Genomic DNA, 14887 nt, shown 5'->3' with positions numbered 1-14887 from the left:
ATCGCCGATCACGCCGACTCCTATCGCGAGGCAGGAACGGACAGTAGCTCTTCCATCACCGGGAGGTCACACCGTTTTCCTCGGCACCGTCCGGCCCGGTCCGGTCAACGCAAGAGCGGTTCGTTTCGACAGGCCCTTTCGGGACAGTCCGGTGGAGCGTATGGTTTGAGTGCATACCCCCAGGGGGTATCAAGACCGAGCCCGAGACGGGTTGCACAACACGCGACCGGCGAGAGCGGCCTTCGCGAGACAGCACGACGACAAGGACATGACATGGTCGAGACGACACCGGACGTCACACGAGTCCACAGCGACCACGAACACCACGGCGGCCACGGCGGCCACGGCGGCCACGGCGGCCACGGCGGCCACGGCGATCATGCGGCCCAGTTCCGAAGATTGTTCTGGGTCATGGCCGTTCTGGCTGTTCCGGTGATAGCGGCGTCGGACATGTTCGCGATGATTCTCGGCTACGCCCTCCCCGACGTTCCCTGGATCGGGTGGGTGTCTCCCTTACTGGGCACGGTCATATTCGTGTGGGGCGGCTCCCCGTTCCTCACGGGCGCGCTCGGCGAGATCCGCGGCCGCGCTCCGGGGATGATGCTGCTCATCGCGCTGGCCATCACCGTCGCCTTCATCTCCTCGCTGGGAGCGAGCACGGGACTGCTCGATCACCAGCTGGACTTCTGGTGGGAGCTCGCACTGCTGATCGTGATCATGCTGCTGGGGCACTGGATCGAGATGCGATCGCTTGCACAGACGACGTCGGCCTTGGACTCTCTGGCCGCACTGCTGCCCGACACTGCCGAGCGCGTCGACGCCGACGGTGAGGTCAGCACTGTCGATCCCGGATCGCTGGCAGTCGGCGATGTGGTGATCGTGCGCCCCGGCGGTCGGGTGCCTGCCGACGGTGTCGTCGTCTCCGGGGCCGCGAGCATGGATGAGTCGATGATCACCGGCGAATCCCGGACGGTCCGCCGCAGCGAGAGCGAGACCGTCGTCGCCGGCACCGTCGCCACCGACTCGGGTCTGCGTGTGCGTGTGTCCGCTATCGGCGAGGACACCACACTGGCCGGGATCCGCCGACTGGTCAGCGACGCGCAGAACTCGACGTCGCGAGCACAGCGCATCGCAGACATCGCCGCGGCGTGGCTGTTCTGGTTCGCCCTCGGCGCCGCCGTTCTCACCGCGGCCGCCTGGACCCTCCTCGGCTCCCCCGACGACGCGGTCGTCCGCACGATCACCGTCCTGGTCATCGCCTGCCCCCACGCGCTGGGGTTGGCAATCCCGCTGGTGGTGTCCATCGCGACCGAACGTGCCGCACGCGCCGGCGTACTGATCGAGGACCGCCTCGCACTCGAATCCATGCGCACCGTCGACACCGTGCTGTTCGACAAGACCGGCACTCTCACCCGCGGGGAACCCGCTGTCACCGGCGTCGAGACCGTCGCAGGACGCACCGAGGACGACGTGCTGGTGCTGGCGGCGGCCGCGGAAGCGGACTCCGAGCACCCACTCGCCCGCGCGATCGCCGCCGCCGCACATGATCGGCGTCTGTCGACACAAGCGGCGACGAGTTTCGAATCCTCTCCGGCAGTCGGGGTGTCCGCACGCGTCGACGGCGCGGTGATCCGGGTGGGAGGACCCGCGATGCTCGAGGAGGAGAACCGAAGCGAACTCGACATCGCAGCACGATGGCGCCGCGACGGGGCGATCATCCTGCACGTCGTCGAGAACGGGAGTGTCATCGGAGCGGTGAAGCTCGCCGACGAGATCAGGCCCGAGTCACGCCGCGCCGTGGACGAGCTCCACCGCCGAGGGATCGCGGTGGTGATGATCACCGGCGACGCCGACGCGGTGGCCGGATCGGTGGCCACCAAACTCGGCATCGATCGCTACTTCGCCGGCGTACGGCCCGAGGACAAGGAGCGACGCGTCGCGGAGCTACAGGGCGAGGGCCGCACGGTGGCAATGGTGGGTGACGGCGTCAACGATGCTCCGGCGCTGGCCCGCGCTGACGTCGGCATCGCGATCGGAGCCGGCACCGACGTCGCGATCGCCTCGGCCGGAGTCATTCTCGCCGGCGACGACCCTCGATCGGTTCTGTCGGTCGTCGACCTTTCCCGTGCCGCCTACCGCAAGATGAAGCAGAACCTCTGGTGGGCAGCCGGATACAACATGATCTCCGTGCCCTTGGCGGCCGGTGTGCTCGCGCCGATCGGGTTCGTGCTCCCGATGTCGGTCGGGGCGCTTCTGATGTCGCTGTCGACGATCATCGTCGCCGCCAACGCCCAATTACTGCGGCGCCTCGACCTCCGACCCACCGACGCGGACGGAAACATCCCGGAGGACGAGCACGCGTGAAGATAGGGAGATGCGTGATGACGCGTGCCCCAGGGAGATCTTCACGGATGTCCGATCTGCGCGTGGATGCTCCACCTGTCCGGTTGCGCGATCTCCTCCACTATCAGTCCCCCCGCCAGTCGATATAGTGACATCGATTGTGCGGCAACGTGTCTTCCTGTAGCAGCGACGCCGTCGAACACTCCGGAATGTACCCCGTTGATGATGTAGCGGACGGCCACCCATCGTCGATCCACAACGATTTCCTGGGCCAGCCACGTCATCCCGGTGAACGACGAGTGAAGTGACGCCGTGACGTCGAGGTACGTTTCGACGCCGTCGAAGCGTTCGCCTCCGATGTGGAGGATCACGTCCGCATCGACCAAGGCCCGTCCGAGACTCCGGTCACCGGTCCGTAGATAGTCGCCCGCGTACCGTTCCATCGTCCATCGATTGACATCCGTGGGTTCCCAGATCTCTTCGTGAATCATTCTCTCCCCGCCCTCGGGGGCCTCGACCGTCGCAGAAGCGATCACGCGGGCCCGACCGGGTGCCAGTCAAGCCGGTCTCGCCCCGCACAGGGAGTCCTCTGCTTCGGGGTTACCGACGTGCACCCCATCCGATGCCGACGCAGTGTCGTCATCCGGGATACGCATCGTTTCGCGAGCAGTGACCTGTCGGCTAACCGAGCGGGCGGTTCACGTCGGCGATCGACTGCGCTTCCCAGCTGGCAAGGAGTTGCAGACCGTCGTGCGAGGGCGTCCCGACAGCAGCAGTGAAAGCGATGAGCATGAGCCCGGGAGCAGAATTGACTCCGAACGCCTCGTAGGTCAGATCCAGGTCGCCGACGACGGGATGGTGTATTTGCTTTGTCCCCGTCTCGTGGACACGCACGTCGTGTGCCGCCCACATCTGACGGAACTCGTCACTGCGAGTGGACAATTCACCGACCAGATCAGTGAGCGCACGATCATAGGGAGCACGACCGGCTTCACCACGAAGCAGGGCGACGATCTGCTCGGCAGAGTCGAACCAATCTCTGTAGAAGTCGACCGCTTTCGGGTCGAGGAAAACGTACCGGGCGAAGTTGGCCGGTACGCCGTCGTCGCGTGCCATTCCCGAGAAGAGAACGGACCCGAGCCGGTTCATCGCCAGGACGTCGAAACGCCCGTTCTGCACGATGACCGGCACGTTCGTCATCGAGTCGATCGTCTGCCGTACGGCGTCGCTGACTTTCTGGGCGGGAAGCGGGCGACGCTTGCGCCGCGCAGGGCCGCCTTCGTTCGCTGTGCGCACCAGCTCGTGCAGATGAAGCCGCTCCGCGTTGTCGAGCTGCAATGCTCGAGAAAGACCCTCCATGATCGAGTCCGAGATGCCCGTGGCGTCTCCACGTTCGAGACGGATGTAGTAGGCCGTGCTCATCCCTGCCAGCAGTGCGACCTCCTCCCGCCTGAGGCCTGTGACGCGTCGTGTCCCACCGAACAGAGGTAACCCGGCCGCCTCGGGTGTTATCCGGGCGCGCCTGGTCGTGAGGAATTCACGAATGTCGTCCTTGTTGCTCATCTTCCGAATATATGCCGACCACCACGCGGCCAGAGGGTTACTGGCGCTACCCCCAAGGTCCGGGACTCCCCGGCGGTTGCGGTGTCCGCTTCACTGGATCTCGGCGGGAGCGTCCCGACTGATCGCACACCCTTCGCAGCCGATCGACACAGCTGCCCGTGGTGCTCGAACACGCTGCACCAGAACGAACCTGCGCCGACCGCGGCGCACGGAAGGACAACATGAGCAAGGTCATCATCGTCACCGGAGCAGGGCGGGGACTGGGCACGGACATCGCCCGCGAGGCACTCGCCGCAGGACACCGAGTCGTGGCCACCGGCCGCCGGCCCGAGGACGTCGAGAAGAGACTCGGAGGACCGCAGGCCGACCTGCTGGTCACACGACTCGACATCACCAGCGTCGAAGACGCCGAGGCCACTGCACAGGCTGCCATCGACACGTTCGGGGCAATCGACGTCCTGATCAACAACGCCGGCAACTTGTACACCGGCTACTTCGAGGAAATTTCCCCCGAGCAGTTCCGCCGACAGTTCGAGACCAATGTGTTCGGCTCCATGAACGTCACGCGTGCGGTCCTGCCGTTTCTCCGCAAGCAACGATCGGGCCATGTCATCACCGTGACGTCCACGGCGGGATTGGTCGGCATGGAGTTCACGTCCGCGTACGCATCATCGAAGTTCGCGGAGGAAGGGTGGATGGAGTCGTTGCACTACGACGTCGAGCCGTACGACATTCACACCACGATCGTGAATCCCGGCTACTTCCGCACCGAACTCCTGGTCGACGGATCCACCATCTGGCCCGAAATCTCCCTCGACGATTACGCCCGGCGCACCGCGCCACAGATCGAGAGCATGAAGAGCATGAACGGCCGTCAGCCCGGCGATCCCGCCAAACTTGCTCGCGCCCTTCTGACCGTTGCTGATCAGAGCACGCCGGTACGCCGATTCATCGCCGGCTCGGACGCGATCGACGCTGCCGTGACCAAGGCGCAGGAACTCCTCGCGGACGCGGAAACTTCCCGTGAACTCGGAGAGCGACTGTCGTTCGACGACGTCGCCTGACGTCGCCCTCTCCCCTCGAACACTCGATAACTCACTCTCAGCGAAGGGTTCACCATGTCCAAGATTCTGCTGATCGTCGCGCATCCCGACCTGGCCGACGCCTCCAAAGCCAACGCCGCGCTCGTGAATGCGGTGAGCGATCTCGACCACGTCACCGTGCACGACCTGTACGCCGCATACCCCGACTTCGCGATCGACGTCGAAGCCGAGCAGAACCTGCTTCTCGATCACGACGTCATCGTCTTCCAGCACCCGGTCTACTGGTACAACGTGCCCCCACTGTTCAAGCTGTGGCAGGACAAGGTCTACACGATGCCGTTCGCCTTCACTCCGGATCGATCCCCCTCACAACTGTCGGGAAAGAAGGGCATCGTGGCTGCCACGACAGGCGTCCCGGCGGAGCACTACACCCTCGAGGGCGCCAACCGGACGACACTCGAGGCGCTCCTCGAAAACTGGACCGCGACCTTACGTCTATGCCAGTTCGACGTTCAGCCCATCTTCAAGGTTCACGGAGTGGCATTCGGAGGCACCGACGAAGACCTTGCGACGTCAGCGAAGGACTACCGCGAACTGATGCTCTCGTACGCGGACTGACCGGTCGCGCAATCAGGGGGATCCTGGCAGTAGCACCACTGACAGGACCTCCCTGTGATGTGCCGAGTGCAGTTCACTGGACATCGAAAGAACCCATTCGCGAAAGAAAGAGCCCGACATGAGAACTGCACGCCTCGGTGATCTGACAGTCTCGCGCATCGGCCTGGGCGCAATGACGATGGCAGGGACCTACACGACCGGAGTGACGCTCGATGACGAGGAGTCCGTCCGCACCATCCGGAGAGCTCTCGACCTCGGTGTCACCCACATCGACACAGCAGAGATTTACGGCCCCTTCCACAGTGAGGAAGTCGTCGGGCGAGCGATCGCAGGTCGACGCGACGACGTCATCATCGCCACCAAGTACGGCCTCGTCTCCCATGCCGGCGGCGGACCCGGAAACATCGACAGCAGTCCCGACAACATCCGCGTCGCCGTCGAGGGTTCACTCTCGCGACTCGGGGTGGACCACATCGACCTCTACTACCAGCATCGAGTGGATCCGGCCGTCCCGATAGAAGACACCATCGGAGCTGTCGCCGACCTGGTCGAGGCGGGCAAGGTTCGACACATCGGCTTGTCCGAGGCAGGCGTGGCGACTATCCGACGAGCTCACGCCGTCCACCCCATCGCAGCACTGCAGACCGAGTACTCGCTGTGGAGCCGCGAACCCGAGACCGAGCTGTTCCCGACGCTTCGGGAACTGAACATCGGGTTCGTCCCCTACTCGCCGTTGGGTCACGGTCTGTTGACAGGCCGGATTCGTAGCGTGGACGACTTCGCCGACGACGATTGGCGCAAGGACAACCCCCGCTTCGTGGGCGAGAACTTCCGACGCAACCTGGCACTGGTCGACGAAGTGCGCCATATCGCCGAACAAGCGAACGCCACACCGGCTCAGGTTGCCCTCGCGTGGATCCTGCTCCAAGGAGAGGACATCGCACCGATTCCGGGTACCCGCAGGGTCGATCGGGTGGAGGAGAACACGGCTGCCGATGGCATCGAACTGTCCCCGGAACAGGTGCAGCTTCTCGACGATCTGACTCCTGCGGCCGGCGCACGCCACAACGACGCGAACATGGCCACTATCGATTCGTGACGACGGGGTTGGAGCACCTCGTCGCGTGAACGACGCCTCGACGGACGAGACTCCGACAGCCGTCCTGATCGTCTAGCGGGTGCTGAACTTCTCGACGTACTTGGTCATGGTGTCGAGTTGGCGGCGGGAGACCTCCGCGGCGTTCTCGTTCTCGGCGAAGACGCTCGAGACCATGACGGTGTCCTTGTCGTAGAACCCGAGTTCGCCGAGGCCGCCGAAGAACTGGTCCCAGTCGACGTCCCCGTCGCCGATCTCGAGGTGCTGGTGCACCCGCACCGCGTTGCCGGGTGGGTTGGTGATGTACCGCAACCCGTGCGAGCGGTGATGGTCCATCGTGTCCGCGACGTGGACGAGGCGGATCATGTCCCCGGCGGTGGCCATGATCGCCGGCAGGTCACCGCCCATGTGGAACTGGTGGCACGCCACGATCACCATCCCGATGTTCGGGGAGTTGATTCCGCGGATGGTGCGGATCGCGGCGAGCCCGTCCTCGACGAAGTCGTCCGGGTGCGGATCGATGAGGACGTCGAGTCCTTCGCGTTCGATGATGGGGACCAGTTCCTCCATCGACCGGTAGAACGCCCGCTCGGACTCCTCCGGCTTCTCCGGTCGACCGGAGAACTCGGTGTTCATCGTCGACACCCCGAGATCGACGGTGATCTGGATGGCGCGTTTCCAGTACCGCACGGCCGCTTCGCGGGCGTCCTCGTCGGGACCGGACCAGCGCAGCACCGGCAGCACCGAGGCGATGCCGACGCCGGCGTCAGAACAGGCTTTGCGGAACTTCGCGACCAACCCGTCGTCGGCCTTCGGATGGTTGAAGAACGGGATCATGTCCACGTGCGGGGTCAGCTGCAACCACTCGTACCCCAGATCGGCAACCACGGCGGGTAGCTCGAGCAGTGAATGCGAATGATGGAACGGCGTCGGATCGAGAGCGATCTTCATAAATAGTCCTGTACTGGTCGGAGTGAACGCCGGCGTGAACTCGTTGGTGCACAGCAGCAGTCACGAGGCGAGCGACCGAGCGTCGTGCCGTGGGGTTCTGGCGACCAGGCCCCCGGATTCGACTCGCTGTGCGTAACCGTCTTGGACGAGTACGCGCTGAGCATGGATGACGGTGTCGCGGGAGACTCGCAATCTCCGCGACAAGGAGCGTGCGCTCTCCAACGCGCCGCCGTCATCGAGTGCTCCGGAGTCGATCAAAAGCCGAACCTGTTGCACCATCTGGTGATAGATCGGAACCGGGCTCGACGTGTCGAGTTCGATGCGGTGATGCGACATGGCTGTCTCGCTCCTACGGTCCTAGCGAGTGCCGCCGGCGGCGAGGTCGGCGATGGCGTCGATGTTGGTGGCGTCGATGAATGACGGTCCCGTCAGCACGGCCTGCCCGCCGCCGAGCGTGTTCTTGTTGTTCAGGTAGAGCCAGAGCGAGTCGACCGCCAAGTATCCCTGCAGGTAGGGCTGCTGGTCGATGGCCCAGGCCACGTCCCCGGACTTCACGGCGTCGACGAGCGCACCGTTGGTGTCGAACGTCGCGATCTCGGCGTCACTACCTGCGGCGCTGCGTGATTCGACGGCGGCGAGCGCGATGGGCGCGCCCAGTGTCAGGACTGCGTCGATGGTCGGATCCTGCTGCAGCTTCGCCTGGATGGTGGCCTGCACGGACGGCAGATCCTGGCCGTTGACGTTGAGATTCTCGATCTTCCCGCCGAAGCCCTCCGCGACACCGGCGCACCGCGCTTCGAGCGACACCGCTCCCTGCTCCTGGATGACGCAGACGGCATTGGTCGCACCGTCCGCCTTCAGGCGCTCACCGGCGGCGATCCCCGAGGTGCGCTCGTCCTGACCGAAGTACCCCTGGACTCCCATGTCCTTCCAGTTGTCGTAACCGGAATTGAAGGCGACGACCGGTACCCCGGCCGCGACCGCGGCTTCGACGTTCGGTTGCATCGCATCGGGTTTGGCCAATGTGACCGCCATGGCGTCGACGCCGGAGTCCAGCGCGTTCTGCACGAGGTTCGCCTGATTCGGCGCCTCTACCTCACCGTTGTATTGCAGGTCGATGTTGTCCTTGGCGGCAGCCGCTTCCGCTCCGCGCCGGATCAGATCCCAGAACGTGTCACCGGGAGGGGCGTGAGTGATCATGGCGATCGTGGCACGCGGAGTGTCGGCGACGCCGGCGTTCGCACCTCCGTCGGCCTGGTCGGGAGCGCCACCGGAGCTGCTGCACGCGGTGAGTGTGGTGGCGGCAGCGAGTGCCATGGCGACCGCAGCGCGACGTGTGGAGATCACGAGGAGTCCTACTTTCCCAAAGAGGTAGACGGATCTATTTGACCGGTCTAGTAGCAGAACTATGACGTGGCACACAGGGCGCTGTCAAGAGGTGGGTCAGGTCAGGACGGGACGGGGCCCGACGTCGAACGAACGACCAGACGTGGTCGCAGCACGACGGACCGTGGTTCGGTCCGTCCGTTGTCGAGTCGATCCACCGCGGCGTCGACGGCACTGACGGCCTGCTCGCGTGCCTCCTGGCTCACCGATGTGAGATCTACGTGCGCGAGCTGGGCCAGCACGCTGTCGTCGTATCCGGTGACCGACATCTGTTCCGGCACAGCGATTCCTGACCGTTGCAGTGCGTCGAGGAGACCCACTGCACTGCGGTCGTTCGACGCGACGACGGCCGTGGGGCGCGTGGCGCGCCGCATGACGGTCGCGGCAGCAGCCACGCCCGAGGCCTCGGTGAAGTCACCCTCGATGATGTCCACGTGGGCGTCGAGGCCGTGGCGGTGCATCGCTCGCACGTAGCCGGATCGCCGGTCCACCGCGATCGGGTTCGACCCGCCCGTCACATGGGTGATGCGCTGATGGCCGAGCCCCACGAGATGGTCGACGACCGAGCTCATCCCGCGGAGATCACCGGCGCGGACCACGTCCACGTCGGGCCGGGCCAGGCGCCGACCCACCGACACGATGGGCACGCGGGCGTTCCACAGGCTCAACAGCTCGGACTCCACCTCGGGACCGAGAAGTACGACTGCCTCGCAACGGAAGTCGAGCAGGGTGTTCATCACCGCCTCTTCCCCGTGCGTGGGAGTGAGTGCGCCGAGGACCACCTCGTACCCGCGTTCCGACGCGTGCTCGACGAGGTGCTCGACCATCTCCGCATGAAAGGTGTTGCGAATGTTCGTCATCACGCCGAGGAGGTGCGTGCGACGCAGTGCGAGCAACGCCGCACTGCGGTTCGGCCGGTAGTCGAGCTCCGCCGCAACGTCCATGACCCGCTCGCGCGTCGCCGCGCTGGGCCCCTGCACGCCACGAAAGATCATGCTCACGAGCGCTTTCGACACCCCTGCTCGATCGGCTACGTCCTGCATCGTCGTGGTGCGGGAACGGCCTCCGCCGCGGGACACCGAGCTGTCGGACACGCGGATCCCCTCATCGGTCGGCGGGCAGCACCCTTGACAGGGGCGTGATGCGACTCTCATAGTAGACCTACTAGACCGGTTCAATAGACCGAGTCAGTCATCCACCACGAATCTCGAGAGAGCAGTTCTCATGACCCACGACTCGATCGGCGTCGCCGTCATCGGCGGCGGTATGGCCGGCCGCGCCCATGCTGCCGGATACCGCATGGCCTCCACCCTCTTCGGCACCGACCGGCCCCAGGTCCGCCTCGTCGCCGTCGCCGACACCAACGCCGCAGTGGCCGACGACACCGCGAAGCGCTACGGCTACGAGCGTGCCGAGTACGACTGGCAGTCCATCGCCGCTGCCGACGACATCGACGTGGTCAGTGTCGTCGTCGCGAACCACCTTCACCGCGAGATCGTCGAAGGTCTCCTCGCCGCCGGCAAGAACGTGCTGTGCGAGAAGCCCCTCGCCGGATCGATCACGGATGCGGAGGCGATGGTCGCCGCCGCGTCGATGTCATCCGGTATCGCCACCGTGGGGTACACCTACCGCCGCTCCCCTGCCGTCCAGGCCATCGCCGACGAACTCGCGGCCGGCCGCCTCGGCGACATCGTGCACTTCGACGGCCGCTATCGCGCCGACTACTCGCTCGATCCCACGGGTCCCATGACCTGGCGCTACCGAGGCGGCCCCGGCACCGGTGCGCTCGCCGACGTGGGCAGCCACCTGATAGACCTCGCCGAGTACGTCGCCGGGCCCATCACCGAGGTGCGCGGCGCCCAATTCGCCACCGTGATCGGCGAGCGGCCCGTTCCCGTCGGCGTCACCTACGGACACACCAAGGCCGAGACGACCGGCGACATGGCCCCCGTCGAGAACGAGGACGTCGCCACCTTCACCGCGGCGTTCGCGGGCGGATTCGTCGGGACGTTCTCCGCCTCGCGTGTCTCCCATGCGAACCCGGACGGACTGTCCTTCGACGTCTTCGGCACGAAGGGATCGGCCTCCTGGGCGCTCGAGCGCGCTGCCGAATTCCACATCTCGACCACCGACATCGATGACGCCGTCAACGGCCGTCGCCAGGTGATCGTCGGACCCCAGCACCCCTATATCCGTGGCGGACTCCCGATGGACGCCGGCGGCGTCGGTCACGGCAAGGCCGAGTTCTTCGCCTACCAGGCACGCGCCTTCCTCGACCAGGTCGCGGGGATCGACGGCCTGCCGCCTCTCCCCGACTTCGCCCACGGGTTGCGCGGTATGCAGCTCGTCGCCGCGATCACCGAATCCGCAGCGAACAACGGTACCGCCGTCAAGATCTGACCACTCGACCACCATACACAGAGGACCAGCCATGAAGCTCGGCGTCTACAACGCGATCCTGCACGACAAGCCACTCCCGGAGGCACTGGCGACCATCGCCTCCCTCGGGCTCGAGGGCATCGAGATCAACTCCGGCGGGTTCCTCCCACCGGTCCACATCCCCGTCGACGACCTCCTCGCCGGAACCGTGGGTGCAGCAGACTATCTCGCGACGTTCGAGGGAACGGGCGTCTCGATCCAAGGACTGAACTGCAACGGAAATCCGCTGCACCCCGATCCCGAGGTGGGACCGGAGGACGCCGAGGATCTCCGCAAGTCCATCCGCGTCGCCGGGCTGCTCGGCATCGATCGCGTCGTCACCATGTCCGGCCTACCCGCCGCGCACGCCGGCGGCACCTGGCCCGCGTGGCACGTCAACACCTGGGACTCGGGCTATCTCGACTCGCAGGACTACCAATGGGACGAGGTCGCGGTGCCGTTCTGGAAGGAGATCGATGCCCTCGCCCGCGAGCACGGTGTCAAGATCGCCATCGAGATGCACCCGCAGAACCTCGTCTTCAACCCGCCGACCATGAAGCGACTCGTCGACAAGACAGGCGCCACCCACGTGGGCGCCGAGATGGATCCCTCGCACCTGTTCTGGCAGGGCATCGACCCGGTCATGGCTGTCGAATGGTTGGGGCCGTTGGTGTTCCACGCTGCTGCTAAGGACACCCGCATCAACCCGAACTGCGAAATCTACGGAGTACTCGACGACCGCTTCACCCGCATCCCCGCCGACCGGAACCCGGTGGGCCTCGGAGGCAAGCACGTGGTCAACAAGTGGCCCGAAGACTCGGCGTGGGACTTCGTCGCCGTCGGCAACGGACACGACACCGCCTTCTGGGCACGCTTCCTCCAAGCCCTCCACACGGTCGACCCGGACATGGCCGTCAACATCGAGCACGAGGACACCGCCTACGGACCCATCGAAGGCCTACGGATCGCAGCGGAGACACTGAAGGCTGCAGCCCGTACCGCTGGGATCTGACGCCCTCGCATCGGTCGTGCTCGTAGATTTCCGGATGCCGCTGCGGTGCGCGGCATCGGCCAGATCGGCGTTGACTTGGAGGGAGATTCCTCAGGTTGAAGTCGCGCCTCAGTCTGAAGGCCGAGGAACTCTATCCGTGGCTCGACGAGCAGTTGGCCGGGTTCACCCCCTGACGAACGGCCGCGTGGCACGCTGACCAACTTCGCCTCACCGACAAGGGTGTGGTGGGCCTACCCACTGATCGGTGCGGTATCGGCAGCGGTTCTGGCTGCGCCGTGTGCGATCGCCGGCGTAGGACTGGTTCGGCAACGCCGGCGTACGACTGGTTCGGCAACGCCGGTGACCGATGGTCGACCGGACGCAGTGAACGACCGCTCGACGGTGAGTTGGCGCCGTCACGCTCTTCTGTGGCCGGCGATCTGCTGCGCTCTCACATCGATCTTCGCCGTCCTGTGGGTCGCGGCGCTGGGTGGGTCGACCACGACCTGGGGTCGATTCTCGCGGTGTCGGCCCGGGTGCCGATCGCTGTGGTGGTGTCCGTGTTCGCTTTCGGCATCGTCGCCACGCTCGCGTCGACTATCTACGCGCGTGATCTTTTCGCCGAGATGCCCGCACCCATCGACTGGGATCGCGAAGTCTGATTCAGTTGATTCCACCACGCTTCGGACGCTGATCCGGCGCATACTGTTCGCCATGGCAACCGTCGCAGACCACTTCGTGCAGACCCTGACCGAGAGTGGCGTGACCCACGTCTACGGTCTTCCGGGTGATTCGCTGAACGGCTTCACCGACGCGATCCGTCGGCACGACGGCATGACGTGGCAGCACGTCCGTAACGAGGAAACTGCCGCCTTCGCCGCAGCCGGTGACGCCGCGATCACCGGTGAACTCGCGGTGTGCGCCGGCAGTTGCGGTCCCGGTAATCTGCACCTCATCAACGGGCTGTTCGACGCGCACCGCAGCCGGGTACCCGTGCTCGCGATCGCGGCGCATATCCCGCGCAGCGAGATCGGATCACAGTACTTCCAGGAAACCCACCCGCAGAACCTCTTTCAAGAGTGCAGCGTCTTCTGCGAGCTGGTCAGTGACCCGGAGATGGCGGAGCACGTGTTCGCGATGGCGATGCGCGCGGCGATCGAGGAACGCGGAGTCGCGGTGGTTGTCGTTCCGGGCGAAGTGCTGCTGGCGCATGCCGAACAGAGAAAAGCCACCCCAGCTATCCGCGCGACGACGTCCCACGTGCGCCCCGACGACGTCTCGCTCGACGAGGCCGCGTCGATCCTCAACTCGTCGGACAACATCACCATTCTGGCCGGCGCCGGTGTAGCAGGCGCGCATCGGCAACTGCTCGAGATCGCCGGCGCCCTGCAGGCTCCGGTCGTACACGCGCTGCGCGGCAAGGAGCATGTCGAGTACGACAATCCCTACGACGTAGGAATGACGGGTCTGCTCGGCTTCGCCTCCGGATACCGTGCAATCTCGCATGCCGACGTTCTTCTCATGCTGGGCACCGACTTTCCGTACCGCAATTTCTACCCCGACGACGCGAAGATCATCCAGGTGGACATCCGTGGCCAGAACCTGGGCCGCAGAGCGACCCTGGACCTCGGCTTGGTGGGTACCGTCGCCGATACCGTGGACGCTCTGCTCCCCCGTATCCACGCGAAGACGGACAGCAAGCATCTGGACACGTCGGTCAAGCACTACCGCAAGACACGCAAGAATCTCGACTCGTTCGCCGTGGACGACCGGCACCGCACACCCATCCGGCCGGAGTACCTGGCACGCATGGCGAACGAGCTGGCCGACGACGACGCCGTCTTCACCGTCGACGTGGGATCGCCCGTCGTATGGGCAGCCCGGTACCTGACGATGAACGGCAAGCGCCGGCTGCTCGGGTCGTTCAATCACGGATCGATGGCGTGCGCTCTCCCGTTGGCGATCGGTGCGCAGACCGCGCAGCCCGGACGGCAGGTGGTCGCTTTCGCCGGCGACGGCGGTTTGACGATGGGCTTCGGTGAGCTGATCACGTTGATGCAGAGTGGCCTGCCGGTCAAGGTCATCATCTTCGACAACTCGTCGCTGAATTTCGTCGAACTCGAGATGAAGGCTGCCGGCATCGTCAACTACGGCACCGACCTGAAGAACCCAGACTTCGCAGCTGTAGCACAGGCTCTGGGGATGTTCGGCCGACGAGTGGAGAAGCCGCAGGATCTCGAGGCGGCCCTGACCGACGCGTTCGCGTACGACGGTCCCGCCGTCATCGACGTCGTCACCGCGGCGCAGGAGCTCTCCATCCCTCCCAAGATCACCCTCGAACAAGCGAAAGGGTTCACGCTGTACGGAATTCGGACGATCCTGTCCGGCCGGGCCGACGAACTCGTGGACCTCGCGGACACGAACGTCCGTCGCCGAATTTTCGACTGAGAGATTCGTCGCCTGTCCCCTGGTGTGGCT

14 protein-coding genes are annotated in these 14887 nt (G+C 65.3%); 8 read left to right on the top strand and 6 right to left on the bottom strand.

What is annotated here, in order from left to right; all coding sequences use genetic code 11:
* The first annotated feature begins 273 nt into the window (after nt 1-273).
* The gene (locus AC0IX4_RS18840) at nt 274-2364 is read left to right on the top strand and encodes a heavy metal translocating P-type ATPase (protein ID WP_471830421.1); all 2091 of its coding nucleotides are present in this window, start codon (nt 274-276) and stop codon (nt 2362-2364) included.
* Nucleotides 2365-2405: 41 nt separating this feature from the next.
* Here AC0IX4_RS18840 and AC0IX4_RS18835 read toward each other — a convergent pair whose 3' ends face one another.
* Together AC0IX4_RS18835 and AC0IX4_RS18830 are read right to left on the bottom strand one after the other, a co-directional pair.
* Nucleotides 2406-2879, bottom strand: coding sequence for an ester cyclase (locus tag AC0IX4_RS18835; RefSeq protein WP_471830419.1), 474 nt, complete (start codon nt 2877-2879; stop codon nt 2406-2408).
* A gap of 145 nt (nt 2880-3024) precedes the next feature.
* Nucleotides 3025-3906: a helix-turn-helix domain-containing protein gene (locus tag AC0IX4_RS18830; protein WP_471830418.1), complete on the bottom strand. Its 882-nt coding sequence runs from the start codon at nt 3904-3906 to the stop codon at nt 3025-3027.
* A gap of 221 nt (nt 3907-4127) precedes the next feature.
* On the opposite strand from AC0IX4_RS18830, the gene AC0IX4_RS18825 reads away from it, so the two are divergent.
* From AC0IX4_RS18825 to AC0IX4_RS18815, 3 genes are all read left to right on the top strand, one after another.
* Complete coding sequence (locus AC0IX4_RS18825; RefSeq protein WP_471830417.1) at nt 4128-4970, top strand: SDR family oxidoreductase; 843 nt, start codon at nt 4128-4130, stop codon at nt 4968-4970.
* Nucleotides 4971-5024: 54 nt separating this feature from the next.
* Nucleotides 5025-5567 (top strand): NAD(P)H-dependent oxidoreductase, encoded by a 543-nt coding sequence (locus tag AC0IX4_RS18820; RefSeq protein WP_471830415.1) that lies wholly within the window; start codon nt 5025-5027, stop codon nt 5565-5567.
* A 118-nt stretch (nt 5568-5685) separates the two neighbouring features.
* Nucleotides 5686-6666: an aldo/keto reductase gene (locus tag AC0IX4_RS18815; protein ID WP_471830413.1), complete on the top strand. Its 981-nt coding sequence runs from the start codon at nt 5686-5688 to the stop codon at nt 6664-6666.
* Nucleotides 6667-6738: 72 nt separating this feature from the next.
* On the opposite strand, the gene AC0IX4_RS18810 is transcribed toward AC0IX4_RS18815, so the two are convergent.
* From AC0IX4_RS18810 to AC0IX4_RS18795, 4 genes are all read right to left on the bottom strand, one after another.
* A complete protein-coding gene (locus tag AC0IX4_RS18810) occupies nt 6739-7614 on the bottom strand; it encodes a sugar phosphate isomerase/epimerase family protein (RefSeq protein WP_471830411.1) in 876 nt (291 codons plus the stop codon).
* 60 nt (nt 7615-7674) lie between these two features.
* A complete protein-coding gene (locus AC0IX4_RS18805; protein WP_471830727.1) occupies nt 7675-7893 on the bottom strand; it encodes a hypothetical protein in 219 nt (72 codons plus the stop codon).
* A gap of 78 nt (nt 7894-7971) precedes the next feature.
* Nucleotides 7972-8931: a substrate-binding domain-containing protein gene (locus AC0IX4_RS18800; protein WP_056076191.1), complete on the bottom strand. Its 960-nt coding sequence runs from the start codon at nt 8929-8931 to the stop codon at nt 7972-7974.
* Nucleotides 8932-9062: 131 nt separating this feature from the next.
* On the bottom strand, nt 9063-10043 hold the full coding sequence (locus tag AC0IX4_RS18795) for a LacI family DNA-binding transcriptional regulator (protein ID WP_471830726.1): 981 nt from the start codon (nt 10041-10043) through the stop codon (nt 9063-9065).
* Between the two features lie 181 nt (nt 10044-10224).
* Here AC0IX4_RS18795 and AC0IX4_RS18790 point away from each other — a divergent pair, with 181 nt between their 5' ends.
* The 4 genes from AC0IX4_RS18790 (at nt 10225) to poxB (ending at nt 14857) form a co-directional block, all read left to right on the top strand.
* Entirely contained in the window at nt 10225-11400 is a 1176-nt protein-coding gene (locus tag AC0IX4_RS18790; protein ID WP_471830409.1) for a Gfo/Idh/MocA family protein, read from the top strand.
* A gap of 31 nt (nt 11401-11431) precedes the next feature.
* Nucleotides 11432-12430: a sugar phosphate isomerase/epimerase family protein gene (locus AC0IX4_RS18785; protein ID WP_471830407.1), complete on the top strand. Its 999-nt coding sequence runs from the start codon at nt 11432-11434 to the stop codon at nt 12428-12430.
* Between the two features lie 407 nt (nt 12431-12837).
* Entirely contained in the window at nt 12838-13071 is a 234-nt protein-coding gene (locus tag AC0IX4_RS18780) for a hypothetical protein (protein ID WP_471830405.1), read from the top strand.
* A gap of 52 nt (nt 13072-13123) precedes the next feature.
* The gene (gene poxB / locus AC0IX4_RS18775; RefSeq protein WP_471830403.1) at nt 13124-14857 is read left to right on the top strand and encodes a ubiquinone-dependent pyruvate dehydrogenase; all 1734 of its coding nucleotides are present in this window, start codon (nt 13124-13126) and stop codon (nt 14855-14857) included.
* Nucleotides 14858-14887: the final 30 nt, after the last annotated feature.

This window comes from Rhodococcus sp. AC861, from assembly GCF_979256035.1.
The sequence above is the reverse complement of the archived record's forward strand: the minus strand, read 5'-3'. Positions and strand labels throughout refer to the sequence as shown.